The following is a 26,044-nucleotide window of genomic DNA, read 5'->3' on the forward strand; positions in this document are numbered from 1 at the left end:
TACGCTGTGCCGCATGTTCCAGTCGAAGATCCAACCGAGGCCCGTTCGGGCGGCCCGCCTCACCAAGGCCGGCCCGGCGGTGCTCCGCGCCGTCCGGGAGCGCGCGCCGTGGTCCGCGGGCACTCGACGGGATTCGCTGTTCCTGGCAGCAGGCCTCCCGCTCGGCCTGCCCTGCATCATCGCCCTCAGCCTCCCGGGGAAGGCGATCCTGCTCGCGCTGCTCCTGCTGACGGTCCTGCTCGACCTGATGACCACCGTCCAGCGAAGCCGGGTCCGCACCCTGCGCGGCCTCGAGATCTCCGGCCGACTGTCGCCGGACGCAGGCTGGCTTCCCCGGCTCCGCGCCGGGCTGACATGGCGTCAGGCCGCCCACCACTTCGTCGTGGCCCCGATCCAGACGTTCTTCGCCGCCCTCGCCCTCAGCCTCTGGGGCACCGCCCTCGTGCTGATCACCTTCTTCGGCTGGGTCTGGCTGCTTCCGATGGACAACCCCTTGCGTTCCGGCTTCGCCTGGACGGCGAAGGGAGCTGCGGTCACTGCCGGTGGCGTTCTTCTGCTGTTCCTCACCCCGTGGCTCGTCGCCCTGCTCGCCGCGCTCGACCTCTGGACGGTCCGCGCCCTGCTCGGCCCCAACCGTGCAGAGGTACTGGAACGCCGCGTCGAACACCTCGCCCAGAGCCGAGTGGACGTGGTGGACGCCGCCGATGCCGAACGCCGCCGGATCGAACGGGACTTGCACGACGGCGCACAGCAGCGACTGGTCTCACTCGCCATGAACCTCGGCCTTGCCCGGCGCACCCTCAAAGACATCCCGCCCGAGGCGATGGAGGTCATCGTCACCGCGCACGAGGAGGCCCAGGCCGCCATCAAGGAGCTTCACGACCTGGTCCGCGGCCTGCACCCCGCCGTACTGGAGGACCGAGGGCTCGATGCGGCGCTCTCCGGCATCGCCACGCGCAGCCCCGTCCCGGTGCACCTCACGGTCGACCTGCCAGGTCGGATAGCCCCCACCGTGGAGGCGGTCGCCTACTTCACGGTCTCCGAGGCGCTGGCCAACGCCGCCAAACACGCCAAGGCCTCCCGGGTCGACCTCGCCCTGCGCCGGGTCGCCGACCGGTTGCTCATCACCATCACCGACGACGGCATCGGCGGCGCGGACGCCTCCCGCGGCACCGGGCTGACCGGCCTGCGCAAACGGGCCGCGTCCGTGGACGGATCACTTGCCATCACCAGCCCCCGTGGGGGCCCCACCACTATCACCATGGAGCTGCCGTGCGCGCTGTGATCGCCGAGGACTCCGTCCTGCTGAGGATCGGCATCGTCAAGGTGCTGGAGAGCGAAGGCTACGAGGTGGCCGCCGCCGTCGAGGACGCCGAAGCACTGCTCGCCGCCGTGGAGGAGCACCGCCCCCAGATCGTCGTCGCGGACGTCCGGATGCCACCCGGCTTCACCGACGAGGGCGTCCGCGCCGCCCTGATGATCCGCCAGCAGTGGCCGGGGACTGCCGTCGTGCTGCTCTCCCAATTTGTCGAGGAGCGCTACGCGGCCGATCTGCTGGCCAAGAACACCAGTGGCGTGGGCTACCTGCTCAAGCAGCGGGTCGCCAACGTCGAGGAGTTCCTGGAGGCACTCCAGCGCGTGGCCGAGGGCGGCACCGCCCTCGATCCCGAAGTGGTCGCCCAGCTGCTGCTGCGCCGCGACCGCGATCCGCTGCACCGGCTGACGCCCCGCGAGCGGGATGTGCTGGCCCTGATGGCCGAGGGCCGTTCCAACACCGCGATCGCCGAGTCGCTGGTGGTCAGCGACAGCGCAGTCTCCAAGCACATCAATTCGATCCTCACCAAGCTCGACCTCCCGCCCGCCGAGGACACCCACCGGCGCGTCCTCGCGGTGCTCCGATTTCTGGAGATCAGCCAATGACACGACGGTCCACTGCCGGGCCGGTACCGGGGCCGAAGCCGCACTCGGGAAGCCAGAGCCGCCTCGCCCGCTGGCTGCCGACACCCGGCCCGGACGTCCCGGCTGCCGAGCTGCGTCCGGGCGAACGCCGCCTGTGGCGGGCCATCGGGGTGCTGGCGCTCGCCTGCGCCCTGGCGGGCGGTGCCGCCAGCACCGGTGCCGCGCTGGTCCAGCAGGACACCGTCCGCGAGAAGTCGTACTTCGAGGCGATCAACCGGCTCGACATCGACTCCGGGCCGGCCGTGGTCACCGTGCGGGCCGGCGGCACCGATCGGGTGATCGTCACCGAGCGCGTCGGCTGGTCCCTGCACAAGCCCACCGTGAGCCAGCGGATCGAGGCGGACACGCTGTCGGTGTCCGTCGACTGCCCGGAGGCGAGCCTGCTGTTCGGCTGCGCCGTCGTCCTGGAGATACAGGTCCCGGCGGCGACAGCGATCAAGTCCCGCAGCGGTTCCGGTCGGACGGAGATCTTCGGCACCTCCGGGGAAATCTCGACGGAGACCGGCTCCGGGCAGGTCCAACTGAGCCAGGTCAGCGGTGCCATCCGGGCCGAGAGCGGATCCGGCCAGATCATCGGCACCGGGCTGACATCGGCTGAGACCAGAGCGTCCTCCTCCTCGGGCCAGGTCACCCTGCAGTACGACCGGCCACCGACTTCGGTGACGGCCCGGATGGCCTCCGGCAATCTCGTGCTGCAAGTCCCCGACGACCGCAGTCAGTACCGGATCGACCTCAGCACCGCAGGTGCCGAAAAGGTCGTCGACCCGTCCCTGCAGGACTCGACCTCGTCGCGCGTGATCGACATCGTCACCGCCTCCGGCACCGTCACCGTCAACCGGTTCCGCGACCACCCCTGACGGGCATCGCCCGGTGCCCGGAGGGCAGGCCCGGCCGACGGCTGTGCCATGCCGACTGCCTCCGATCGGCCGCGGCACCGGCCGCCCTCCGATCGGCCACGGCACAGGCCGATGCCGAGTCGGTCGCCAGGTGGAGCGGAGCGGCCCGGTCGGCAGGTGGGGGAGAATGGAGAGTCCGGAACTCCCGCCACTGGGGCCCTACCCGTTTGAGGATCTGCCGCGCATGACCATCACGCCCGACTCCGCCCAGGCAACTCCGGCAGCACCCGAGGCACCGGAGTTCGCCCCGCTGAACATCGGGCCGATGCAGGTGTGGCCGCCGGTGGTGCTGGCCCCGATGGCCGGCATCACCAATGCCCCGTTCCGCACCCTGTGCCGCGAGCAGAGCGGTGGCCGCGGCCTGTACGTCTCCGAGATGATCACCACCCGGGCGCTGGTCGAGCGCAACGCCAAGACCATGCAGCTGATCAAGTTCGACCCGAGCGAGAAGCCCCGTTCGATCCAGCTGTACGGCGTGGACCCGGAGACCGTCGGCAAGGCGGCACGGATGATCTCCGAGGAAGGCCTCGCCGATCACATCGACCTCAACTTCGGCTGCCCCGTCCCCAAGGTGACCCGAAAGGGCGGCGGCTCCGCGCTGCCGTACAAGCGCAACCTGCTGCGGGACATCCTGCGCCAGGCGGTCGGCAACGCGGGTGACCTCCCGGTCACCATGAAGATGCGCAAGGGCATCGACGACGACCACCTCACCTACCTCGATGCCGGTCGGATCGGCTCGGAGGAGGGTGTGGCCGCGATCGCCCTGCACGGCCGGACCGCCGCCCAGCACTACGGCGGCACCGCCGACTGGTCGGCCATCGCCCGGCTGCGCGAGTCCGTGCCGGCGAACATCCCGGTGCTCGGCAACGGCGACATCTGGTCCGCCGACGACGCGGTGCGGATGATGCGCGAGACCGGCTGCGACGGCGTGGTGGTCGGCCGTGGCTGCCTCGGTCGGCCCTGGCTGTTCAAGGACCTGGTGTCGATCTTCGAGGGCGACGTCGACTATGCCCGTCCCACCTTCGCGTACGTGGCCCGCGCCATGGTCCGGCACGCCCAGCTGCTGGGGGAGTGGCTCGGTGACGAGGCCCGCGGTGTCATCGACTTCCGCAAGCACGTCGCCTGGTACACCAAGGGATTCTCGGTGGGCTCCGAACTGCGGGTGAAGCTCGCCAATTCCAGCTCGCTCGGCGAACTCGCCGAAACCCTCGCGCTGGTCGACCAGGAGCAGAGCTGGCCGATCGGCGCCGACGGCCCGCGAGGCCGTACCAGCGGCAACAACCGGGTGGTCCTGCCCGAGGGCTGGTTGGACGATCCGTATGAGTGCGCCCGGCTCGGCGAAGACGCCGAATCGGACACTTCTGGCGGATGATCTGTACGGCGTGGCAAAAATAGCCCTGAGCGACGCCTGGCCGAATCGGCCCAGCGGAGTTGTCCAAGATGGACAGTAGGGCTCCTAAGAGGCGAAATTCCGCGACACAGAGCTGAGGAAGCATCAACAGAAAGCGACGGCTGGCGTAGAGGTGCTCGGCTTGACAGCTGAGATGCGCCCGTGACGCTGGCCACATATCGTGGCGGATGACGGCCAGTCAGCGGACTTCGCCAAGGTGTACAAGTCCGGATCGCTTCCCGAACAGGCTCTGCGGCGGATGGCGGCGGCTGGTTGCAGGAAATCAAGCCGGGGAAACGCGGTGGGGCGGATGTCGTCACTGTGTGTCCGGTTTGCATGAGCTTCGCGTGGCGATGCCTTCACTTCTTGAAGACTCACTAGCGTCACCCGGACGATTTCAACAACGCAGGCAATCGCCCATTCGGGCATTCGATCTGCTGGTCAACGGCCCGCTTCGCAGCTCATGCGACCTATTCGCTCCCCTAAACAGCCTTCGAAATGGGTATGTTCTCCGGCGTCAGGGCAACCGTGTGCGAGGAGAACGACCCGTGGCGGCGCAGCAGAAGTTTGTTTACTCCTTCACCGAAGGAAACAAGGACCTCAAGGATCTTCTCGGCGGGAAGGGTGCGAACCTCGCCGAGATGACCAACCTGGGCCTCCCCGTCCCTCCGGGGTTCACCATCACCACCGACGCCTGCAAGGTGTTCCTGGAGACCGGCACCGAGCCGGCCTCGCTGAACGAGGAGATCACCGGCCACCTGGTCGCCCTCGAGGCCCGGATGGGCAAGGAGCTGGGCCAGGCGGACAACCCGCTGCTGGTCTCGGTGCGGTCCGGTGCCAAGTTCTCGATGCCCGGCATGATGGACACCGTCCTGAACATCGGCCTCTCCGACGCCTCGGTGACCGGGCTCGCCGCCCAGTCCGGCAACGAGCGCTTCGCGTGGGACTCCTACCGCCGCCTGGTCCAGATGTTCGGCAAGACCGTGCTGGGCGTCGACGGCGAGCTGTTCGAAGAGGCGCTGGACGAGGCCAAGCACGCCAAGGGCACCGCCAACGACCTGGACCTCACCGCGGACGACCTCAAGGCGCTGGTCGAGACCTTCAAGGCGATCGTGCTCCGGGAGACCGGCCGCGAGTTCCCGCAGGAGCCTCGCGAGCAGCTCGACCTGGCGATCCACGCAGTCTTCCACTCCTGGAACGGCGACCGGGCGCGCCTGTACCGCCGCCAGGAGCGCATCCCGAACGACCTGGGCACCGCCGTCAACATCTGCACCATGGTCTTCGGCAACCTCGGCGAGGACTCCGGCACCGGTGTCGCCTTCACCCGCGACCCCTCCACCGGTACCCAGGGCGTCTACGGCGACTACCTGCAGAACGCCCAGGGCGAGGACGTGGTGGCGGGCATCCGCAACACCCTCCAGCTGGCCGACCTGGAACAGCTCGACAAGAAGTCGTACGACGAGCTGATGTCCATCATGCAGACCCTGGAGAACCACTACCGGGACCTGTGCGACATCGAGTTCACCATCGAGCGCGGCAAGCTCTGGATGCTGCAGACCCGCGTCGGCAAGCGCACCGCTGCCGCCGCGTTCCGGATCGCCGTCCAGCTGGTCGACCAGGGCCTGATCGACCTGGACGAGGCGCTGCACCGGGTCACCGGCGGGCAGCTCGCCCAGCTGATGTTCCCGCGCTTCGCCCCGACCTCCGAGACCCGGCCGGTCGCCTACGGCATCGCGGCCTCGCCCGGCGCCGCTGTCGGCAAGGTGGTCTTCGACTCGTACACCGCGGTGAAGTGGTCGCGCTCCGGTGAGAAGGTCATCCTGGTCCGTCGCGAGACCAACCCGGACGACCTGGAAGGCATGATCGCCGCCGAGGGCATCCTCACCTCGCGCGGTGGCAAGACCTCGCACGCGGCCGTGGTCGCCCGCGGCATGGGCAAGACCTGTGTCTGCGGCGCCGAGGAGCTGGAGGTCGACACCAAGAACCGCAGGTTCACCACCTCCGACGGCCAGGTCGTCCACGAGGGCGACGTGGTGTCCATCGACGGCGCCAACGGCAAGGTGTACCTGGGCGAGGTCCCGGTGCTGCCGTCCCCGGTGGTCGAGTACTTCGAGGGCACGCTGCACGCCGGCGCCGATGTCCAGGGCGGATTGGTCCAGGCCGTGCACCGGCTGATGTCGCACGCCGACGGCCGCCGCCGGCTCGCGGTCCGCGCCAACGCCGACAACGCCGAGGACGCGAACCGCGCCCGCCGGTACGGCGCCCAGGGCATCGGCCTGTGCCGCACCGAGCACATGTTCCTCGGCGAGGAGCGCCGCAAGGAGGTCGAGCACCTGATCCTGGCGGACAACGACAAGGACCGCGAGACCGCGCTGTCCAGCCTGCTGCCGCTGCAGAAGGGCGACTTCCTGGAGCTCTTCCAGTCGATGGACGGGCTTCCGGTGACGGTCCGCCTGCTCGACCCGCCGCTGCACGAGTTCCTGCCCGACTTCACCGAGCTGTCGGTGCGCGTCGCCCTCGCCGAGGCCCGCAAGGACCCGAACGAGAACGACCTCCGCCTGCTCCAGGCCGTGCACCGGCTGCACGAGGCCAACCCGATGCTGGGCCTGCGCGGCGTCCGCCTCGGCCTGGTCATTCCCGGCCTGTTCGGGATGCAGGTCCGGGCGATCGCCGAGGCCGCGGCCGAGCGCAAGCTGGCCGGCGGCGACCCGCGTCCCGAGGTGATGATCCCGCTGGTCGGTACCGTCCAGGAGCTGGAGCTGGTCCGCGACGAGTGCGAGCGGGTGCTCGCCGAGGTCTCCGCCTCCACCGGCGTCAACCTCGACATCAAGCTCGGCACCATGATCGAACTGCCGCGCGCGGCCGTGACGGCCGGGCAGATCGCCGAGGCCGCCGACTTCTTCTCCTTCGGCACCAACGACCTGACCCAGACCGTGTGGGGCTTCTCCCGCGACGACGTCGAGGCCTCGTTCTTCACCGCCTACCTGGAGAAGGGCATCTTCGGCGTCAGCCCGTTCGAGACCATCGACCGCGACGGCGTCGGCTCGCTGGTCCGGAGCGCCGCGCAGGCAGGCCGGGCCACCCGGCCCGACCTCAAGCTCGGCGTCTGCGGCGAGCACGGCGGCGACCCCGACTCGGTCCACTTCTTCCACGAGGTGGGGCTGGACTACGTATCCTGCTCTCCCTTCCGGATTCCGGTGGCGCGCCTGGAGGCAGGCCGCGCCGCCATCGAGACGGCGGGAAGCGACTCGCGCTGACACGAAACAGCGCGGATCACTGACCGCACCCCTCCGGACCGGAGGGGCGTACGGCGGAGCTCGGCGCAGGAGAGCCGCCGTACGGAGCAGCCGGGGCGGGAACGGACAATGGCGTCCGGTCCCGCCCCGGCGGCATTTCCCCGACGTGATCGGCTGTGCTTCCGCGACCCGACTGCGGCCGGTTCCGACCGGGCGGTGCGGGTACGCCCCTCGCCCGGCACGCGTCGGCTTGCGCCGTTCGGGTGAGCCGGTACGGCAAGCTAGGGGCCATGAGCCGCAATCGCCTGATCAGCCTCGTCGTCCTGGTGGTCGCCGGGCTTGTCGCCGCAGTGACCGCCCTGCTGAACGACGGGGGAGACGCAGGCAGCCCGTCCGCTGCGAAGTCCCCGTCCGCGCCCGCCGCCACGGCGACCCGGAACGGCGCCACGAGCGCCCCCAAGCCGTCCGCCCCGGCGAAGTCGCCCGCCGAGCAGCCCACCTGGGTGCCCACCAACCCCGCGATCGCCGACGTGTGCCGCAGCAAGCTGCCCTCGCAGGCCGTCGAAACCCTCGGGCTGATCGCCAAGGGCGGGCCCTACCCGTACCGCTCGGACGGCATCGTCTTCGAGAACCGGGAGAGCCGGCTGCCGCGCCAGAGCAACGGCTACTACCACGAGTTCACCGTGGTCACCCCGGGATCGGACGACCGCGGCACCCGGCGCGTGGTGACCGGCGGCGCCGGCGAGCAGTACTGGACGGCCGACCACTACGCCTCCTTCCAGGAGATCGATTCGCGCTGCTGACACTGCCGCTGACGGCCCGTCGGAAAATTACTTTCCATCGCGGAAAGTATGTGCCAGAGTGGCAGCACTTGATCCGGCAGCAGGCCGGGTCCGATGCACGCTGCTCGGGGGTTCGATGGCTGGGGACAAGCAGTTCGCAGATGGAGAGGCCGAGGGGCTTCCGCCCGGAGGCACCCTCACGCCCGCCGAGGCGCTCGCCCTCGCCGGGCGGGCCGAGGCCGCCGCGCGGCGGCCGCAACCACTGCCTTGGTGGTACGGGCCGGGCGTGGGCCTCTCGCTCGCTGCCTACGGTGCGGCGATCGGGCAGTCCTTCGAGCGTCAGGCGCAGTGGCTGATATTGCTGTGCCCGCTCGGGTTGGTGCTGGTGCAGGCCGCGATAGTGCGGGTAGCCGTCCGGGCCCGCGGTGTCGCCGGGCTGGTCGAACGCGGCCTCCCGCCGCAGGCGCTGCGGGCGCTCGGCGCCGTTGTCCTGGCAGCGGCCCTGTCCGGTCTCGTCGCCTGGCTGGCCACCGGGGACCAGGCCTGGGCCGGGGCCGGCACCGGGCTGGGCGGCGGGCTGACGCTGTGGGCAGTCATCGTCCTGATCAACCGTCACGTCAAGGAGCAGAGCATGAGCAACGCGCAGTGAACGGGCTCGACCCAGTCCTCCACCACCCGACCAAGCTCACCGTCCTGGCCTTCCTCAGCGGGTGCCAGGAAGCGGAGTTCTCCGTGGTCCGCGACTACTGCCAGGTCTCGGACTCGGTGCTCAGCAAAACGGCGACGAGCCTGGAGACGGTCGGCTACCTGCGGGCCCGCAAGGGCTATGTGGGCAAGCGGCCTCGCACCTGGCTCTCCGCGACCCGGCAGGGCCGTGCCGCGCTGGCCGCCCACCTCGGCGCCCTCCAGCAGTTGGCCGCCGCCGCGGAGGCGGCCGGCTCGGAGACCGGTGCCGAAGGCGACCGGCAAGAGAGCTGAGGTGGAGGCACGGGGGTCAGACCTGGCGGGGTGTCAGAAAGATCACACCGGGAAGCGGAGGTGGAGCCAAAGCGCATGCGGCCCGCGCTCCTTGACAACTCGACAGAGCGTCGAAGCTCCATCGCGGCAGAACAGCCGCCCGGGGTGGGCGTACGGGGGCCGACCCCGCCGCACGCCCACCCCGGACCGGCAGGTCCCCGCCCGAGCGGGAACCGAAAGGCTGCCTCAGGCAGCCGGGAGCAGCGAGTTGCCGATCACAGGCTCGCCGACCAGGGAGCCGCCGTGTCTAAGGCACTCCTGGTTGAGCGGTGCCGGATCCGGCGCGCTGGGCGAGGTCGCGGCGGCGATCCTCAGCTCGATGATGTCTCGGACGGCCGGCCACTCCTCGTCCAGGATCGAGTAGAACGCGGTGGACCTGACCACCCCGTCCAGGCCGCGCGAGTGCGCCCGGCGGACCCCCTCGGAGGTGGCGCCCAGCCGCTCGATGGCGATCCGGGAGCGGGTGTTGCGGGCATCGGCCCGCAGCGAGATCCGCTGCACGCCCCAGGACTCGAAGGCGTGCCGCAGCATCAGCAGCTTCGCCTCCGTGTTGATGCCGGTGCCCTGTGCCCGCGGGGACAGCCAGGTGTTCCCGATCTCGGCGGCGTCCGGCACCGCCTCCAGCGGGTCGCCGTACGGGATCCCCGGCACGGGCGGCCAGACCAGCGGCCCCTGCCAGTAGTCCAGTTCCAGGAAACGGGTCGAGCCAACGACCCGATTGTCGGCCGTACTCACGGTGGCATACGGCATCGACCGGCCCGCCGCCTGGTCGGCGAGGGCGCGCGCGATGTATTCCCGAGCGGCTTCCAGGCCGTGCGGGACAGGGGTGAAGGCGTAGGTCGTACGGTCCTCGGCGCCGGCCTCGGCCAGGGCCGCGGCGTGGTGCTCGGCGAGGGGCTCCAGCCGCACGGTGCGGCCGTAGAGGGTGACGGGTACGGGCACGGATCCTTCGGTCCTTCGGCTGTCGTCGGGGCCCGCGTGCCGGGTTCGCGGCGCGTGGGCAGTGGTCGTTCGCCCCGGCCCCGGACAGCGGCCGCCCGGGTACGCCACGCCAGAGGCTCGGGCGTGCGACGGGTCGGCAGCCCGGAGGCGGGCAGCGCGGTGCCGGTACGGACACGGGTCGACGGACCGATCCGGCGGGATGAGCGACGGGACAGTGTGCGTCCGCGAGATGGCCGAGAGAGAAACGAGATCACGAAGCGAAGCAGGCGGCCAGGTGAAGGCAAGGTGCGCAATGGATGGCTGGCATCGCAACGGACCGGGGCGTGGCCCACGACGTGACAGACGGCGTGGCGCGACGACGCGACGATGCGAGGCAGCGAGAGGACGATACCCGCCAGAAGGCGGTGCGTCACTTCGCGGCGCGCCAGCGGGGGCGCGTGGGTCCTTTCGGCACGCCGAGACGCCCCGTCATATTACTGCTCGGCCCCCGCGCCACGTCCCCGACCAGCGGCAATTACGGGAGGTGAGAGGATTCCCGGGACGGAGTGAAGACTCATGCGCGGACGGGAATTCCGGCGGGCCGTCGCACGCTGGACAGATCAGATCCGAAAACATTCCGAGACAACGAGACGAACGGGGTTGGGTGCGCTGTGCGTGATCCCAAGGAGCTGTACGAGCTGGAACCGCAGGGCGTGACCGCCCTGGCGGCGGCGCGCGCCGCCGCGGAGGCCGGTGCCGGCCTGGTGCTGCTGTACCACTTCGAGGGCTTCATGGACGCCGGCGAGGCAGGCGGCCAGGTCGTGGCGCACCTGCTGGAACACGGTTCGCCGCAGGTCGTCGCCAGGTTCGACCACGACCGGCTGGTCGATTACCGGGCCCGTCGGCCCGCAATGACCTTCGACCGGGAGAGCTGGTCGGATTACGACCCGCCGGAGATCCTCCTTCAGTTGGTGCGCGACTCCGTGGGCGCGCCGTTCCTGGTGCTCACCGGACCCGAGCCGGACACCGAATGGGAGCTGTTCGCCGCTGCCGTACGGGACTTGGTGGAGCGGTTCGAGGTCCGCCTGGCCGTAGACTTCCACGGCATCCCGATGGGCGTGCCGCACACCCGCCCGGTCAGCATCACGCCGCACGGCAACCGGGTCGATCTCGCGGCCGGCCACCCCAGGTGGTTCGACCAGGCGCAGGTTCCCGGCAGCGCACAGGCGCTGGTCGAGTACCGGCTCGCCGAATCCGGCCACGACGTGCTGGGCTTCGCCGCGCACGTCCCCCACTACATCGCCCGCTCCTCGTACCCGGCCGCCGCAGTGGTCATCATGGAAGCCGTGCAGTCCGCGACCGGCCTGGTGCTGCCCGGCAGTGAGCTGCGTGTGCGGGTCAACGAGGTCTACGCCGAGATCGAGGACCAGCTCTCCCAGGGCGACGGCGAACTGCGGTCCGCGATCCAGGGCATGGAGAGCCAGTACGACGCCGTCTCCGGCGCGGTCGACCGCGAGAGCCTGCTGGCCGAGACCACCGACCTGCCCTCGGCCGACGAGCTCGGCCGCCGTTTCGAGGAGTTCCTCGCCGAGCACGAGCGCGGCGCGGAGTAGGTGCGCCGCCGCCTGCTGGCCGCCACCGCTGCGGTGCTGATCGGCACCGCAGCGTGCAGTGCCGCCGAGACCTCCTCGAAGCCGGGCCCCGACCGGTCGGCGTCGCCCGGCCCTTCCGCGACGCCCATCACCGGGCCGTACGTGGCACTCGGGGATTCGTACACCTCCGGCGTCCGGATCCCGCCGCAGAGCGGCTCACCACTGGGCTGCGGCCGCTCCGGTGTCAACTACCCCTCGCTGGTGGCCCGGCAGCTCGCCCTGCAGGACTTCACCGACGTCAGTTGCAGCGGCGCGCGGACCGGAGACCTGACGGCCGCCCAGCGGACCGACAACGGGGTCAACCCGCCCCAGCTGGACGCGCTCGGCCCGGCGACCCGCCTGGTCACACTCGGCATCGGCGGCAACGACGCCGGATTCCTCGACGTCCTGGGCCGCTGCGCGCTGGAGAACGTCCGGCACAGCCTGATCGGCGGGAGCAGTGACGCGCCCTGCCGCAGCTACTACACCACCGGTGCCGGTCGGGGCGAGGTCCAGCGAAAGGTGCAGGACACCGGCGAGCGGCTCACGACAGCCCTTGGCGAGGTCAAGCGGCGGGCACCGCAGGCCGAGGTCCTGCTGATCGGCTACCCGGCACTGCTGCCGCAGGATCCGGCCCGATGCGCGAAGACCCTGGGGGACGGGATCGCGGCGGCCGACATCGGATTCGTCGCCGACCAGGAACAGCAACTGAATGCCATGCTCCGCCAACGGGCCGAGGCAGCCGGAGTGACCTTCGTCGACACCTATTCCTCGTCCACCGGCCACGACATGTGCGAGGCGGAGGGCACCCGCTGGATCGAACCCCTCGGCGCGGCGGGCGGGCTGGCCCCGATCCATCCGAACGCGCAGGGGCAGCAGGGCATGGCCGCAGCCGTCCTGACGTCCCTGCAGCAGCGGCACTGACCTCGCCGCCCGGTGCGCGGCGAGCAGGGACACCGATGGGGGCGCGCTCGATTCGACGGCCCAGTGCTCCCATAGCAGGTTCCGGTCCCGGATGGGGGCAGGATCGCCGATTCCACAGGTGATTCCCGAGGAACTGGGTACGACCGGGTGTCGGCATGCGTACCCTGCACGCAGAGGGACGGATTCGAAGATCCGCTCCGAGTCCGGCCGGGGAGCTGGCATGGCAGTTGACGTGCGGATGAGGGGTCGTGCCGCCCACTCCGTGGTGCTGCGCGAACTGCTCCTGCTCTGGGAGGCGGCCCACCGGGCCGGTGGTCGAACGATCACTCGGAAACGGTTGGCACAGGTGGGCGGGATCGGCCCGTCCACCCTCAACGGCTGGCTGTCTGGACGTTCCGTGCCCCGCGAGATCGGCCGACTCACCGTCGTGGCGGGCGAACTGGCCCGCGCGGCCGGCCTCCCGGTGCGACAGGACCGCTACTGGGCCGCCCTGCTGGCGGCCGACCGGGCGCACCGCAGCGCGGGCGCGGCAACGCCGGGCCCGTCAGTCCGGAAAGCGGCGACGGACGGGCCGCGGGCTGCAGCGGACCCGACCGGAAGCGGCGAGCGGCCCTCCGGACGTCGGCAGAGCGGTGACGGAAACGGATCGGCCGGGTCCCGGCTGGTACGCCGCTACCACGCGGGCCCGCCCGCAGCCCGGGCGCTGGTCGATGCCGCGCTGGACATCGTGCGGCTGGGGCACCGCCCCGCGCTGCCCGCCGCGTTGCTGACGGCCGCCGCCCCGGCCTACCTGCCGGAGGGGCGGCACGACGCCCTCGCCGCCGACTGGACGCCCGAGGCATGGGCCTACCTGCTGGCCGAGGCCCCGGAGGCGGGCGGCGCGCTGGTCGAGGCCGCTCGGATATCGGGCGGCCCGACGCCGACCGGAGACGGTGGAGCGGACGCCGAGGTACGGCTCGCCGAGGCGCTGGTGCGGGAGTTGCGGCCGGGCAGGGAAGGGAGCGCCGTTCCGCCAGGTCTGTGGGAGTGCCTGACGCGACACGCCCACCCCGCCGACCGGCCGGCCCTCGCCCGTGCCGCAGCGGTGCGCGGGCTCGATCAGGCCGCGCTCGACCTCTGCACCTCGGCTGCCGGAGCGGGCCACCACACCGCGCTGCTGGACGCCGCCGCCCTGCTCGCCGAGGCGGGCCGGACCGCGGAGGCAGTCGACCGGTGCGGCGCGGCAGCCGACCTCGGAGTGCCTGGCGCGCTGACGGGAGCAGCCGGACTGCTGGAACGCGCCGGGCAGTACGGGTCGGCCGTCGAGTGGTACGACCGGGCAGCGCGGGCCGGGGACGTCGAAGCACTCTGCCGGTGCGCCGAACTCCTCGGCCGTACCGGCGAGATCGGTGCAGCGCTGGATCGCTTCGAAGCGGCGGCCAGGGCCGGTCACCGGACCGCCCACTACCGGGCCGGACGCCTACTCGCCCGGCTCGGCCGCACCGAGGAGGCCCTGCGCCGGTTCGAGCGGGCGGCGGCCGACGGGCACCCCGAGGCACCTGCCGCCTGCGCCAGGATCTGCGCGGCGGCCGGGAGAACGGACCAGGCGATCACCTGGTGGGAACGTGCGTGGGAACAGGGGGTCACCACGGTGCACGAGGCAGCAGAGACTTGGGAGGCGGTGGGCCGGATCGACCGGGCGGCCGCCTGGTACGAGCGGGCCGCGGCCGTCGGGGACGAGACGGCCTGGCACGAGACCGCGGCGCTGTTCGCCAGACACGGCCAGTACGGCAACCTGCCCTGGTTCGCACACATTGGAGACCATGTGGCCCTGCGGGAGCGTGCCGAACAGTGCGAACGGGACGGCGACCTGGCCGGGGCGCTGAGCTGGTACCGCGAGGCAGCCGACGCGGGCAGCGAGGCGGCCCTGTTCCAGGCGGCCGACATGCTGGAACGCAACGGCCACACCGATCGGGCGTTGCGCTGGTACGAGCTCGCCGCCCACCGGGGAGACACCTACGCGATGCGTGAACTAGGCCGGCTTCTGGACGATCTCGGCCGGTCGCGGGAGTCCATCACCTGGTACCGCGCCGCCGTCAGGGCCGGCGACCGGCATGCGCTGCCTGAGGCGGTCCGCGTCGTCGAGCAGCTCGGCCGGCGGTCGGCGTCCGCCCCCGAGCGTCCCCTTCCTCCCCTCGCACCGACCGAGAACGTCGAGGCCGGAGCCGAGGTGCCGGGGCCCGTCACGGACGGGCGTTCCGCGGGTGCCGCGCTGCTGCTCGACGCGGTGGAACTGCTGAAGGAGGCCGGTCGGTACTTCGAGGCGGATCTGTTGCTGCGCTCGGTGGACCGTCCCGAGTCGGCCCGGCTGCGCGAGGCGTCCTGGATGCTGTCCGGTTCGGTGAGCACGGACGAGGCCATTGAGTGGGTGCAGCGGTTCGCCGACACCGGGGACCGGCAGGCCGCCTCCGAAGCGGCCGAGATGCTGGAGAGCCGCGGTCGGATCGACGAGGCGCTCGACTGGTACGGGCGGGCCGCCGACTCCGGCGACCCGGCCGCACTGCTCGCGGCTGCCCGGATGCTGGCCGACTGCCGTCAGATCGAGCGGGCCCTGGACTGGTACGGGCGGGCCGCGGAGGCGGGTGTGCCGGCGGCGCACGGCGAGGCGGTGATGCTCCGTCAACAGGAGGACGCGGCAGAGACGGAATCCGCTCGGCGGCGGCGCAGTGAGCGGGAGTCGCAGGTGCCGCCCGCCTCGTCGGTGGTGCCCGTACAGCGGGGGCAGGCACAGGCGGGGGCCGGCCGCCCCGACGCCGGAGCCGCGCCGGTCGTGCCTGCCGTGCCCGCGCCGACCCGCCGGGTACGCCTCTCGCGCCAGTCGGCCGCCTCCGCCCGGGGCAAGCGCTGACCGACCCGGAGGCGCCGGTCGTCAGGGTCGGTTCGCGGGGGCGGCTTCGCCGGCCGGCTGGTCGGTGTTCAGCGGCCGGCGCTCGGTGGGCAGCTCGCGGACGTGGCGCATCGGGGAGCACCAGAGAATCAGGGCGGCCAGCGGCACACCGATGGTCATCAGCCACATCGCGGGGCGCACGCCCAGCTCGGTGCCGAGGAAGCCGGCCAGGACGGCGCCGAGCGGGATGGAGCCGAAGTTGAGGACCGCGCTGCTGGCGGAGAGCCGGCCGAGCAGTTCCGGCGGGCAGTAGCGCTGCTGGAAGGTCGACTTGATGACGTTGCCCGCGACCACGCCGGCGGAGGCGCCGAAGCCGCCGATCAGGTACCAGGCGAGCCCGAGGCCGCGGCCGGTGAGCGGGATGAGGACGGTCAGGGCGGGCAGGGCGAGTTCGAGCACCAGCATGGCGCGGGAGGTGCCGAGCCGGGCGGCGACCCGGCGGGCGAAGGCCGCGCCGACGATGCCGCCGGTGGAGGCGAGGCCGACCAGCAGCCCGACGGTGCCCTCGCCGATGCCGACCTCGCGGATCAGGAAGACCACCAGCAGGGACTGATAGCCCGTCAGTACCAGGTTGGAGGCGGCGCCGAACAGGGTGAAGGTGCGGAACCAGACGTCGGAGCCGAGCAGTCGCAGGCCTTCGCCGATCTCCTGGCGCAGTGCCCGACGCGGTCGGGCGGAGCGGTCGGTCTCCCGGTGGCCGATCCGGGCGGTGCACCAGAGCGAGAGCAGGAACGTCGCGGTGTTGGCGAGCAGTCCGTTGACCGGTCCGGCGAGTTGGGCGATCAGGCCGCCGCTGCCGAGTCCGACGATGCCGGCCGCGGAGGCGCTGCCGTGCAGTTTGGCGTTGCCCTCGGGCTGGTCCGCGGGGTCGAGCAGCTGCGGCAGGTACGCGGTGTACGCGGTCTGGAAGAACACCCCGGCGGCCCCGGCGAGCAGGGCCACGGCCAGCAGGTGCCACAGGGTGAGCGACCCGGCGAGGGCGGCCAGCGGGACGGTGGCGTACAGCACCAGCGAGACGGCGGTCGCGATGAGCATGATCGGGCGGGACGGCAGCCGGTCCACCCACACCCCGGCGGGCAGGCCGATCAGCAGCCATGGCAGCCAGCCCGCCGCGCCGAGCAGGCCGACCTGGAAGGTGCTCGCGTGCAGGGTGCTGACCGCGATCAGCGGCAGTGCCAGGCCGGTGACGGCGGAGCCGTACTTGTTGGCGGTCTCACCGATCCACAGCAGCCGGAAGTCGCGGTGGCGCCGCAGCAGTCCGACGGGCCTGCGGACGGTCGGGTCGGCGAGGGCGGACTCCGGGCGGCGGGACCGGGCGGTGGCGGGGCCCGTGACCGGCTCGGCGGAGTGGGACTCGGTGGAGGCGGTCGACGTCATGGCCGGTCGGGGTCCTTTCGCGGCAGTACTTGGATCTGGACGATGGCCGGTCGCGCGTCGGGGTCGAGCGCGGCGTCCGGGTCGGGGGTGTGGCGGGCGACGACCGCGGCGAGCTCGTCGCCGAGGGCCTGGAGCTGAGTGGGCGTCAGGCGCAGGTTGCTCCAGTCGCTCACGAGGCCCACGTTGCGCCAGTCGCCCTCCCACTCGGCGGCCAGTGCGTCCGCGACCCGCTGGTACTGGCGGCGCAGGTTCTCGGCGTTGTAGACGGAGGCCGCGGCCTTGGCGCCGGCGTCCTGTGCGAAGTCGGCGGCGGCCAGCGTGATCGAGCCGCGGACGGCACGCCACCAGCGCTCCCGCTTGGTGCCGCGGCCGACCTCCTCCTCGATGAACCCGTGTTCGGCGAGGTGACGCAGGTGCCAGCTGATGGTGCCGGTGGATTCGCCGGTCTGCTGGGCCAGGCGGGCGGACGTCGAGGGGCCGTGCAGGCGGAGCTGGTCCAGCAGTTGCATCCGCAGCGGATGGGCGAGGCCGCGCAGGCTGTTGGCGTCGAGTCGGCGTCGTGGGGGCTCGTCCTTCGGTGCGGGGGTCGTGGGGTGTTCTTCGGGGCGGTGCTCGTTCATGGGGGCAACACTAGAGTGCAGAGACTTCTCTGCATAGACCTCTTTGCAGAGAAATCTCTGCAAGTTTCGCGGCCGTTCCGCGGCACTTCCGGGGCACCTGTCCGACCCTCGCCGTTTGCGCGGCGCAGGTCCGAATGTCCGTCACCCGGCGTACGGTGGCTGATATATGAAGACCACTACTCCGTACGATCCGCAGTCCGAGGCCCGCTGGGTGCCCGAGCCCGACAAGCGGCCCGGCCGCACTGCCTTCCAGCGCGACCGCGCCCGGGTCCTGCACTCGGCCGCGCTGCGTCGCCTGGCCGGGACGACCCAGGTGGTCGCGCCGATGCGCAGCGACTTCCCGCGCACCCGGCTCACCCACTCGCTGGAGTGCGCACAGGTCGGCCGGGAGCTGGGGGCGGCGCTCGGCTGCGATCCGGATCTGGTGGAGACCGCCTGCCTGGCCCACGACATCGGCCACCCGCCGTTCGGCCACACCGGCGAGGAGGCGCTCGACCAGGCCGCCGCGGCCTGCGGCGGCTTCGAGGGCAACGCCCAGTCGCTGCGCATCCTGACCAGGCTGGAGCCCAAGCGGTTCGCCCCGCTCGACGAACCCGAGGTCCGGCTCGCCCCGTGGCCCGGCCGCAGCGTCGGCCTCAACCTGTCCAGGGCCGCTCTGGACGCCGCCACCAAGTACCCGTGGGCACGCGGCGGCCACCCCACCGACCCCGCCTCCACCAAGTACGGCGTGTACGGCGACGACCTGCCGGTCTTCCGCTGGATGCGCACCGGCGCGCCGGACGGTCGGCGGTGCTTCGAGGCCACCGTGATGGACTGGTCCGACGACGTCGCCTATTCCACCCACGACGTGGAGGACGGCCTGCAGGCCGGGCACATCGACCCGGCGGCGCTGCGCGCCCCGCAGGAGCGGGCCGAGCTGTTCCGGATCGCCGAGCGATTCGCCGCGGACACCGGGCCGGAGGAGTTCGGCGCCACCCTCGACCGGTTGCAGGCCGAGGAGTGGTGGCCCGCCTCGTACGACGGCACCGCCCGGGCCCGGGCCGGCCTCAAGGACTTCACCAGCCAGCTGATCGGCCGGTTCTGCCTGGCCGCCGAGCAGGCCACCCGGGCCCGCTACGGCCCCGGCCCGCTCACCCGGTACGCCGCCGAGCTGGTCGTTCCGCGCGGCGTGCGGCTGGAGTGCGCGGTGCTCAAGGCCGTCGCCGTCCGGTACGTGATGCAGCGCGACGAGCAGGCCCAGCTCCGCTCCCGGCAGCGGGTGGTGATCGCCGAACTCGCCGACGCCCTGCTGCGCACCGCCCCGGACGGGCTGGACCCGGTGTTCGCCGCCCAGTACGCGGAGGCCGAGGACGACCGTGCCGCGCTACGCACCGTGATCGACCAGATCGCCACCCTGACCGACGCCTCGGCCCTCGCCCTGCACGCCAAGCTGCTCGGCTGAGCCCGGGCCGCACAACCGTCCCGCGCGACCGCTTCGTACGAACGCCGCTCCCGTAGACTTTCCCAGTGGCCGGGAGGATCAGGGACGAGGATGTGCAGGCGGTGCGTGCCGCCCTGCCGATCGACGCCGTGGTCGGCGACTACGTGCAGTTGGCCAACGGTGGCGGCGCCCAGCTGAAGGGCGTGTGCCCGTTCCACGACGAGAAGTCCGCGTCGTTCTACGTGCACCCGGGCAAGGGTGTCTTCCACTGCTTCGGCTGCGGCGAGTCCGGCGACACGATCACCTTCCTGATGAAGATCGAGCACTGCTCGTTCGCGGAGGCGGTCGAGCGGATGGCCGCCCAGGCGGGCATTACGCTGCGCTACGAGGAGGGCGGCTACAGCCCGCGGCACCAGCAGGGCGAGCGGACCAGGCTGATCGAGGCGCACAAGGTCGCCGCCGCCTGGTTCCAGGAGCAGCTGGCCACGCCCGAGGCGGAGATCGGCCGGCGCTTCCTCGCCGAGCGCGGCTTCGACGAGGCCGCCGCCAAGCACTTCGGGGTGGGCTACGCCCCGGTCGGCTGGGAGCACCTGGTGCGCTTCCTGCGCGGACGCGGCTTCACCGACAAGGAGATCTCGGTCGGCGGCCTGGCCTCGCAGGGGCAGCGCGGCGGCCTGATCGACCGCTTCCGAGGCCGTCTGGTCTGGCCGATCCGGGACAGCTCGGGTGACGTGGTCGGCTTCGGTGCCCGCCGACTGCGCGAGGACGACAACGGTCCGAAGTACCTGAACACCCCCGAGACGCCGATCTACAAGAAGTCGAACGTCCTGTACGGCATCGACCTGGCCCGCAAGGAGATCGCCAAGTCCGGCCGGGCGGTGGTGGTCGAGGGCTACACCGATGTGATGGCCTGTCACCTGGCGGGCGTCACCACGGCGGTGGCCACCTGCGGCACCGCGTTCGGCGAGGACCACATCAAGATCATTCGTCGGCTGCTGATGGACACCTCCACCTACCGGGGTGAGACGGTCTTCACCTTCGACGGCGACGCCGCCGGGCAGAAGGCCGCCCTGCGGGCCTTCGAGGACGACCAGAAGTTCGCCGCCCGGACCTCCATCGCCATCACGCCGGGCGGCATGGACCCGTGCGAACTGCGCCTCGCCCAGGGCGACGAGGCCGTCCGCACCCTGGTGGAGAACCCCGTCCCGCTGTTCGAGTTCGCGCTCCGCTCGGCGGTCGCCCGGCACCGGGTGGACACCGCCGAGGGCCGCGCCGCCGCACTCGAAGAGGCCGCCGGGATCATCGTCAAGATCAAGGACCGCTCGATCCAGCACGAGTACGCGGTCCAGCTGGCCGGCATGGTCGGCATTCTGGACGAGCAGTTCGTGGTCCGCCGGATCGCCCAACTCGCCCGCTGGCAGCGGGAGAACCAGCAGAACGGCCAGCGCCGGCCGCTGCGCCGGGCCGAGCCCGAGGGGCAGCAGCCGGCCCGTCCGGAGCGTCCGACCTTCCGGCTCAACCCGCGCGACCCGGCGCAGTTCGTCGAACGCGAGCTGCTCAAGCTCGCCCTCCAGCACCCCGATCTGGTCAGTCCGGCCTTCGACCAGTACGGCGAGGACGAGTTCCCCACCCCGCCCTACCGGGCCGTCCGCCGCGCCGTCGGCCAGGTCGGCGGCACCGCGTACGGCGCGAGCCTGCCGGACTTCACCGCCGCCGTCCGCGAGGCCAGCCCGGACGACCAGGTCCGTGGCCTTGTCACCGAACTGACCGTGGAGCCGATCCGCTCCCGCCGCAAGGTCGACGAGGTCTACGCGGGGGAGTTCCTGGTCAAGCTCCGCCTGCAGGCGGTGGACCGGCGGGTCGACGAAGTCCGCGCCCACCTGCGCCGGCTGGGCGACCGCGCCGGCGCCGAGGAACTGCACCCGGTGCAGAGCGAGCTGTGGGCCCTGCAGCAGTACGGCCAGCAGCTCCGCTCCCGCGGCGTCGCCGCCCTCTGACCGTCTCCTGCCGTCTCCTGAAAGGCTCCTGACGGTTCGTCGCGTCCTCGGCCGCCCCGGCCTGTCCGGTGGCACCCGCGCGTGCGCCGGGTGCCGATCGTCCGGCTCGCGGCCGCCCGCAGGTGCCCGGGCGCGCCGGGCTGGGTATCCCCTCCGGTGTGGCGCGGCACCCCCAGGCCGCGCGCGGCCCCTGGAGGGATGCCCGTGGAGCTCTCAGTTGCCCGCCCGCACCGGTCCGCCCCCGCCGGGGACGCCGCGATCCCACTCCGGCCCACCGGCACCGAACTCCCCACCGGCACCGGACTCCCCACCGACCCCGAGCTTCCCACGGGGCGTGAACTCCCCGCCGGCGCCGAGTCGCAGCCCGGGCCGGCGAATTCCGAGGCCGAGGCCGAGCCCGATCCGGCGAGCGTCCCCGGACCCGCCGCCGACCCCGAGCCCAGGGCCGAGGATCTCGCCGACGAGCCGCCGGAAGCCCCCGTGGACGAGGGCACCGGCCCGGCCGCCGACCTGCTGCGGCAGTACCTGCGCGAGATCGGGCGGATCCGGCTGCTGACCGCCGCCGAGGAGGTCGAGCTGGCCTGCCAGATCGAGGCCGGCCTGTTCGCCGAGGAGGCGCTCGACCGCACCACGCCGGGTGGGGACGAGCGGCTCACCGACGACCTGGACCGGCTGGTCGTGCTCGGCCGGATCGCCAAGCGCCGCCTGATCGAGGCCAACCTGCGGCTGGTGGTCTCGGTCGCCAAACGCTACGTCGGCCGCGGCCTGACCCTGCTCGACCTGGTGCAGGAGGGCAACCTCGGCCTGATCCGGGCGGTGGAGAAGTTCGACTACGCCCGCGGCTACAAGTTCTCCACCTACGCGACCTGGTGGATCCGGCAGGCGATGAGCCGCGCCCTCGCCGACCAGGCCCGCACCATCCGGGTGCCGGTGCACGTGGTCGAGCTGATCAACCGGGTGCTGCGGGTGCAGCGCGCGCTGCTGCAGGAGCGCGGCGTGGAGCCGACCGCCGCCGAGGTCGGGCTGGTGCTCCAACTGCCGCCGGAGCGGGTCCGGGAGGTGCTCAAGCTGGCCCAGGAGCCGGTCTCGCTGCACACCCCGGTCGGCGAGGAGGACGATGTGGCCCTCGGCGACCTGATCGAGGACGCCGACGCCGCGTCCCCGCCGGAGAGCGCCGCCTTCCTGCTGCTGCGCGAACACCTGGACGCCGTGCTGGCCACCCTCGGCGAGCGCGAACGCCAGGTGGTGCAGCTCCGCTACGGCCTCGACGACGGCCGCCCCCGCACCCTGGAGGAGATCGGCCACCTCTTCGGCGTGACCCGGGAGCGGATCCGGCAGATCGAGGCGAAGACGCTCCGCAAACTCCGCGAACACGCCTTCGCCGACCAGCTCCGCGGCTACCTGGACTGACCTTGACCTGGACCGCCGGCGAACCGGCGGCCCGTCAGTGGTGGAAGCCGCTGCGCTGCGGCATGCCCAGCTCGCTGAGCGGCGCGGGCTGGCGCTCCAGCTCGGGCAGCACCCGCCGCAGGTCGTTGAGCAGCAGGTCCGCCAAGTCCCGGGTGAACCCGTTGCGGCACACCACGCGCAGCACCGCCAGGTCGGTCCGCCCTTCCGGGAAGGTGTACGCGGGGACCTGCCAGCCGCGTTCGCGCAGCCTCCGCGATACGTCGAAGACATCGAACGGGGTGTCCGCGACCGTGGTGAAGGCGAACACCGGCAGCTGGTTGCCGCGGGTGATCAGCCGGAAGTGCCCGAGCTTCTCGACCTCCACGGCCAGGTACTCGGCGACGTCCCGGCAGGCCTGCTGGACGGCGTGGAATCCGGCGCGCCCGAGCCGCAGGAAGGTGTAGTACTGGGCGACCACCTCCGAGCCCGGCCGGGAGAAGTTGAGCGCGAAGGTCGGCATCTCGCCGCCCAGGTAGTTGACCTTGAACACCAGCTCCTCGGGCAGCGCCTCGCCGTCCCGCCACAGCGCCCAGCCGACGCCCGGATAGACCAGCCCGTACTTGTGGCCGCTCGTGTTGATCGAGGCCACCCGGGGCAGCCGGAAGTCCCACTTCAGGTCCGGGTCCAGGAACGGCGCGACCATGCCACCGGACGCGGCGTCCACGTGCACCGGGATGTCGAGCCCGGAGCGCTGCTGGAACTCGTCCAGGGCGGCGCAGATCTCGGCGATCGGCTCGTAGGAGCCGTCGAAGGTGGAGCCGAGGATGCCGACCACGCCGATGGTGTTCTCGTCGCAGTGCGCCACGGCCTGATCGGCGGTCAGGTGGAAGCGGTCGCCCTCCATCGGGACCAGCCGCGCCTCGACCTCCCAGAAGTTGCAGAACTTCTCCCAGCAGACCTGCACGTTGATGCCCATCACCAGGTTGGGCCGCGCCCCGGCCGCGTACCGGTCGGCATTGCGCCGCATCCAGCGCCGCTTGAGCGCCATCCCGGCGAGCATGCAGGCCTCGCTGGAGCCGGTGGTGGAACAGCCCACCGCCGCGCCGGGGTCGGGCGCGTGCCACAGGTCGGCGAGGATCGCCACGCAGCGTCGCTCCAACTCGGCGGTCTGCGGGTACTCGTCCTTGTCGATCATGTTCTTGTCGCGGCACTCGGACATCAGCCGGTCCGCGTACTCGTCCATCTGCGTGGTGACGAAGGTCGCCAGGTTCAGCTTGGCGTTGCCGTCCAGCATCAGCTCGTCGTGGATCAGCTGGTACGCGACGGGGGACGGGATCGGGATCTTGGGCAGCCGGTGCAGCGGCGGGGCCACCTGCATCGCGCCGAGCGGGTCGGTCAGCACGTGCAGCGGGCTGAACGGCAGCCGGCGGTCGTCCTGCTCGTGTCCCTGTCCCTTGTGCAACGCCATGACGAACCGTCCCTCCAGTCGTGGAGCCCCCACGCTTCCACCTCGTAGCTGCTGACGCATCCTCAACAGCCGTTCGGCGGCGGGTTCCGGACGATCGGTCAGGCGCTCGCGGCGGTCTCCGGGTGGTACTGCTCGCGCATCGCCGCGTACTGCTGGCGCACCGCGTTGCCGACCGCCGGATCGTGCTCCTGATCGGGGGCCAGCAGGGTGGCGTCCGGCAGCTCCCACTGCGGGGGCTCGGCGGTTCCGGCGAGCGCCCAGGCGGCCTGGCGGGCCGCGCCGCGCGCCGCGTGGTCGCCGCGCGGCGGTATGACCACGGGCAGGCCGAACACCAGCGGGGCGATCTGCCGGACGGCGGGCAGTCGGCCAGCGGCCCCCAGCAGGAACACCCGGTTCACCGCGACGCCGTTCCCGCGCAGGACGTCCAGCGCCTCGGCCAGGTTGCACAGCATGCCTTCGACGGCGGCCCGTGCCACGTGCTGCGGCGCCATCGATTCGGCCCGCAGCCCGGTCAGGGTGCCGGCCGCCTGCGGCAGCTTCGGGGTGCGCTCGCCGTCCAGGTACGGCAGGAAGACCATCCCGTACGCGCCCGGCGAGGACTGCAGGGCCAGCTCCGACAGGCCCTCCAGGTCGGTGCCGAGCATCGCGGCGGTGGAGCGCAGCACCTGCGCGGCGTTCAGCGTGGCCACCATCGGCAGGTGCCGGCCGGTGGCGTCCGCGAACGAGGAGACCAGGCCGGACGGGTCGACCACCGCCCGGTCGTGCACCGCGAAGATCGTGCCGTTGCCGCCCAGCGACACCACCGCGTCGCCCGGGCCCAGCCCGAGGCCCAGCGAGGCCGCCATGTTCTCGCCGGTGCCGGCCGAGATCAGCAACCCCTCAGGGGTGTGCCCGGCGGGCTCGGCGGGGCCGAGCACGTCCGGGACTTTCAGTTCGTGGCCGAGCGCCAGCTTGATCAGGTCCTGCCGGTACTCGCCGGTGATCGGCGACCAGTAGCCGGTGCCGGAGGCGTCGCCGCGGTCGGTGGTGCGCCGCCGGGCACCGCCCAGCAGCTGGGAGACCAGCCAGTCGTGCGGCAGCAGCACCTCGGCGATCCGCTGCGCCGATACGGGCTCGAACTCGGCCAGCCAGCGCAGCTTGGCGATGGTGTACGTGGGGCCGGGGACCGCGCCGATCGCCTCCACCCAGGGCTCCGCGCCGCCCAGCGCGTCCAGCAGCGCGGCCGCCGAGCCCGCCGAGCGCGGGTCGTTCCACAGCAGTGCGGGCCGCACCAGGACGCCGCCGGCGTCGAGGCCGATCAGTCCGTGCTGCTGGGCGGACACCCCGATCGCCCGGACGCTCTCCAGCAGGCCGCCGGCGGCGGCGTCGCCGAGCGAGTGCAGCCAGCTCTGCGGGTCGACCTCGGTGGAGCGGGCGTCGTCGCCCTCGGGCAGCGGGTGGGGCGCCCGGCCCTGTCGCAGCACGGCGCCCGTGTCGGCGTCGCACGCGACGATCCGGGTGCGAGTGGTGGAGCTGTCGATGCCCGCGACGATGGCCATGCCGAGATCATGCCGCAGTCGGCGGCCGGGGCGGGCCCGACTGCCGCAAGTGTTGCCCAGTCGGTACCGGAACCAGCCCCGCCGCCGACCCTCCGTGCCTGGTCGGAGGCGTTCCGTGCCCGGTCGGAGAGGTTCGCTGCGATCAGGGGCGGACGGTGCCCCAGCCGTCGTCCTCGCCGTGGTGCTTGGCGAAGTACGGGACGCGCTCGGTCAACGAGTTCGGCAGCTTCTCCCCGACCTTGTCGGCCACCGCCCCGGCGGCCTTCCCGGCCACCGCGCCCGCCTGCTGCTTGGCCTTGCCGGCCGCGTCCTGCACCCGCGGGTTCTCCCGCAGCTGTCGGGCCGCACCGGCGAGCTGGTCGTACCGTTCCCGCCCGGCCCGGGCACCGAGGATGTACCCGATCCCGACGCCCACGATCAACGACACCTTCCACATGCCCTGGTTCCACCCTTCGTCGCCGCGCGATTGTGTGCCGCGTCTACCCGTCCGGCCGGGCCGTGAACCGCCCTGCCGGTGGCGGGTCCGGGCCAGCCGGAACCGCCGTGCACCAGC

20 protein-coding genes are annotated in these 26,044 nt (G+C 72.1%); 14 read left to right on the forward strand and 6 right to left on the reverse strand.

Annotated elements, in window-relative coordinates; translation table 11 throughout:
- Positions 1-13: 13 nt before the first annotated feature.
- From ACIQF6_RS14330 to ACIQF6_RS14365, 8 genes are all read left to right on the forward strand, one after another.
- On the forward strand, positions 14-1,285 hold the full coding sequence (locus tag ACIQF6_RS14330) for a histidine kinase (RefSeq protein ID WP_400894212.1): 1,272 nt from the start codon (positions 14-16) through the stop codon (positions 1,283-1,285).
- Positions 1,273-1,920: a response regulator gene (locus tag ACIQF6_RS14335; RefSeq protein ID WP_400894214.1), complete on the forward strand. Its 648-nt coding sequence runs from the start codon at positions 1,273-1,275 to the stop codon at positions 1,918-1,920. The genes ACIQF6_RS14330 and ACIQF6_RS14335 overlap by 13 nt, the downstream gene beginning before the upstream one ends.
- Positions 1,917-2,816 (forward strand): DUF4097 family beta strand repeat-containing protein, encoded by a 900-nt coding sequence (locus ACIQF6_RS14340; protein ID WP_400894216.1) that lies wholly within the window; start codon positions 1,917-1,919, stop codon positions 2,814-2,816. Before ACIQF6_RS14335 ends, ACIQF6_RS14340 begins: the two co-directional genes overlap by 4 nt.
- Positions 2,817-3,039: 223 nt before the next feature.
- Positions 3,040-4,227, forward strand: coding sequence for a tRNA dihydrouridine synthase DusB (dusB, locus tag ACIQF6_RS14345; protein WP_400894218.1), 1,188 nt, complete (start codon positions 3,040-3,042; stop codon positions 4,225-4,227).
- Positions 4,228-4,598: 371 nt separating this feature from the next.
- Entirely contained in the window at positions 4,599-7,502 is a 2,904-nt protein-coding gene (gene ppdK / locus ACIQF6_RS14350; RefSeq protein WP_400895320.1) for a pyruvate, phosphate dikinase, read from the forward strand.
- A 269-nt stretch (positions 7,503-7,771) separates the two neighbouring features.
- Entirely contained in the window at positions 7,772-8,284 is a 513-nt protein-coding gene (locus tag ACIQF6_RS14355; RefSeq protein ID WP_400894219.1) for a ribonuclease, read from the forward strand.
- Positions 8,285-8,399: 115 nt separating this feature from the next.
- Positions 8,400-8,912 (forward strand): hypothetical protein, encoded by a 513-nt coding sequence (locus ACIQF6_RS14360; protein WP_400894221.1) that lies wholly within the window; start codon positions 8,400-8,402, stop codon positions 8,910-8,912.
- Positions 8,909-9,241, forward strand: coding sequence for a transcriptional regulator (locus tag ACIQF6_RS14365; protein WP_400894223.1), 333 nt, complete (start codon positions 8,909-8,911; stop codon positions 9,239-9,241). Before ACIQF6_RS14360 ends, ACIQF6_RS14365 begins: the two co-directional genes overlap by 4 nt.
- 225 nt (positions 9,242-9,466) lie before the next feature.
- On the opposite strand, the gene ACIQF6_RS14370 is transcribed toward ACIQF6_RS14365, so the two are convergent.
- Entirely contained in the window at positions 9,467-10,222 is a 756-nt protein-coding gene (locus ACIQF6_RS14370; RefSeq protein WP_400894225.1) for a GNAT family N-acetyltransferase, read from the reverse strand.
- Positions 10,223-10,872: 650 nt separating this feature from the next.
- Here ACIQF6_RS14370 and ACIQF6_RS14375 point away from each other — a divergent pair.
- From ACIQF6_RS14375 to ACIQF6_RS14385, 3 genes are all read left to right on the forward strand, one after another.
- The gene (locus tag ACIQF6_RS14375) at positions 10,873-11,814 is read left to right on the forward strand and encodes a PAC2 family protein (protein WP_400894227.1); all 942 of its coding nucleotides are present in this window, start codon (positions 10,873-10,875) and stop codon (positions 11,812-11,814) included.
- Positions 11,815-12,756, forward strand: coding sequence for an SGNH/GDSL hydrolase family protein (locus ACIQF6_RS14380; protein WP_400894229.1), 942 nt, complete (start codon positions 11,815-11,817; stop codon positions 12,754-12,756). It begins immediately after the preceding gene.
- A gap of 220 nt (positions 12,757-12,976) precedes the next feature.
- Positions 12,977-15,643, forward strand: coding sequence for a hypothetical protein (locus ACIQF6_RS14385; protein ID WP_400894231.1), 2,667 nt, complete (start codon positions 12,977-12,979; stop codon positions 15,641-15,643).
- A 21-nt stretch (positions 15,644-15,664) separates the two neighbouring features.
- Here the strand turns inward: ACIQF6_RS14385 and ACIQF6_RS14390 are convergent, their stop codons facing one another.
- A complete protein-coding gene (locus ACIQF6_RS14390) occupies positions 15,665-17,059 on the reverse strand; it encodes an MFS transporter (protein ID WP_400894233.1) in 1,395 nt (464 codons plus the stop codon).
- Positions 17,056-17,679, reverse strand: a complete 624-nt coding sequence (locus tag ACIQF6_RS14395) for a helix-turn-helix domain-containing protein (protein WP_400894236.1) — start codon at positions 17,677-17,679, stop codon at positions 17,056-17,058. The genes ACIQF6_RS14390 and ACIQF6_RS14395 overlap by 4 nt, the downstream gene beginning before the upstream one ends.
- A 166-nt stretch (positions 17,680-17,845) precedes the next feature.
- On the opposite strand from ACIQF6_RS14395, the gene ACIQF6_RS14400 reads away from it, so the two are divergent.
- The 3 genes from ACIQF6_RS14400 to ACIQF6_RS14410 all read left to right on the forward strand — a co-directional run bounded on the left by ACIQF6_RS14400 (position 17,846) and on the right by ACIQF6_RS14410 (position 22,506).
- Positions 17,846-19,120 (forward strand): deoxyguanosinetriphosphate triphosphohydrolase, encoded by a 1,275-nt coding sequence (locus ACIQF6_RS14400; protein ID WP_400894238.1) that lies wholly within the window; start codon positions 17,846-17,848, stop codon positions 19,118-19,120.
- Between the two features lie 65 nt (positions 19,121-19,185).
- The gene (dnaG, locus tag ACIQF6_RS14405) at positions 19,186-21,096 is read left to right on the forward strand and encodes a DNA primase (RefSeq protein ID WP_400894240.1); all 1,911 of its coding nucleotides are present in this window, start codon (positions 19,186-19,188) and stop codon (positions 21,094-21,096) included.
- Positions 21,097-21,294: 198 nt separating this feature from the next.
- The gene (locus tag ACIQF6_RS14410; protein ID WP_400894242.1) at positions 21,295-22,506 is read left to right on the forward strand and encodes a sigma-70 family RNA polymerase sigma factor; all 1,212 of its coding nucleotides are present in this window, start codon (positions 21,295-21,297) and stop codon (positions 22,504-22,506) included.
- A gap of 34 nt (positions 22,507-22,540) precedes the next feature.
- On the opposite strand, the gene ACIQF6_RS14415 is transcribed toward ACIQF6_RS14410, so the two are convergent.
- The 3 genes from ACIQF6_RS14415 to ACIQF6_RS14425 all read right to left on the reverse strand — a co-directional run bounded on the left by ACIQF6_RS14415 (position 22,541) and on the right by ACIQF6_RS14425 (position 25,927).
- On the reverse strand, positions 22,541-23,953 hold the full coding sequence (locus tag ACIQF6_RS14415) for a glutamate decarboxylase (RefSeq protein WP_400894244.1): 1,413 nt from the start codon (positions 23,951-23,953) through the stop codon (positions 22,541-22,543).
- A gap of 98 nt (positions 23,954-24,051) precedes the next feature.
- Positions 24,052-25,491, reverse strand: coding sequence for an FGGY family carbohydrate kinase (locus tag ACIQF6_RS14420; RefSeq protein ID WP_400894246.1), 1,440 nt, complete (start codon positions 25,489-25,491; stop codon positions 24,052-24,054).
- A 142-nt stretch (positions 25,492-25,633) separates the two neighbouring features.
- The gene (locus ACIQF6_RS14425; RefSeq protein ID WP_400894248.1) at positions 25,634-25,927 is read right to left on the reverse strand and encodes a hypothetical protein; all 294 of its coding nucleotides are present in this window, start codon (positions 25,925-25,927) and stop codon (positions 25,634-25,636) included.
- Positions 25,928-26,044: the final 117 nt, after the last annotated feature.

This window comes from Kitasatospora sp. NPDC092948 (assembly GCF_044754805.1).
Classification (GTDB): Bacteria; Actinomycetota; Actinomycetes; order Streptomycetales; family Streptomycetaceae; genus Kitasatospora.

What these genes read in the sequence shown, in the direction of transcription:
- ACIQF6_RS14330 (WP_400894212.1), top strand. Translation starts at nt 14, where the DNA reads ATGTTCCAGTCGAAGATCCAACCGAGGCCCGTTCGGGCGGCCCGCCTC.
- ACIQF6_RS14340 (WP_400894216.1), top strand. Translation starts at nt 1,917, where the DNA reads ATGACACGACGGTCCACTGCCGGGCCGGTACCGGGGCCGAAGCCGCAC.
- dusB (WP_400894218.1), top strand. Translation starts at nt 3,040, where the DNA reads ATGACCATCACGCCCGACTCCGCCCAGGCAACTCCGGCAGCACCCGAG.
- ppdK (WP_400895320.1), top strand. Translation starts at nt 4,599, where the DNA reads ATGCCTTCACTTCTTGAAGACTCACTAGCGTCACCCGGACGATTTCAA.
- ACIQF6_RS14355 (WP_400894219.1), top strand. Translation starts at nt 7,772, where the DNA reads ATGAGCCGCAATCGCCTGATCAGCCTCGTCGTCCTGGTGGTCGCCGGG.
- ACIQF6_RS14360 (WP_400894221.1), top strand. Translation starts at nt 8,400, where the DNA reads ATGGCTGGGGACAAGCAGTTCGCAGATGGAGAGGCCGAGGGGCTTCCG.
- ACIQF6_RS14385 (WP_400894231.1), top strand. Translation starts at nt 12,977, where the DNA reads ATGGCAGTTGACGTGCGGATGAGGGGTCGTGCCGCCCACTCCGTGGTG.
- ACIQF6_RS14390 (WP_400894233.1), bottom strand. Translation starts at nt 17,059, where the DNA reads ATGACGTCGACCGCCTCCACCGAGTCCCACTCCGCCGAGCCGGTCACG.
- ACIQF6_RS14395 (WP_400894236.1), bottom strand. Translation starts at nt 17,679, where the DNA reads ATGAACGAGCACCGCCCCGAAGAACACCCCACGACCCCCGCACCGAAG.
- ACIQF6_RS14400 (WP_400894238.1), top strand. Translation starts at nt 17,846, where the DNA reads ATGAAGACCACTACTCCGTACGATCCGCAGTCCGAGGCCCGCTGGGTG.
- ACIQF6_RS14410 (WP_400894242.1), top strand. Translation starts at nt 21,295, where the DNA reads ATGCCCGTGGAGCTCTCAGTTGCCCGCCCGCACCGGTCCGCCCCCGCC.
- ACIQF6_RS14415 (WP_400894244.1), bottom strand. Translation starts at nt 23,953, where the DNA reads ATGGCGTTGCACAAGGGACAGGGACACGAGCAGGACGACCGCCGGCTG.
- ACIQF6_RS14420 (WP_400894246.1), bottom strand. Translation starts at nt 25,491, where the DNA reads ATGGCCATCGTCGCGGGCATCGACAGCTCCACCACTCGCACCCGGATC.
- ACIQF6_RS14425 (WP_400894248.1), bottom strand. Translation starts at nt 25,927, where the DNA reads ATGTGGAAGGTGTCGTTGATCGTGGGCGTCGGGATCGGGTACATCCTC.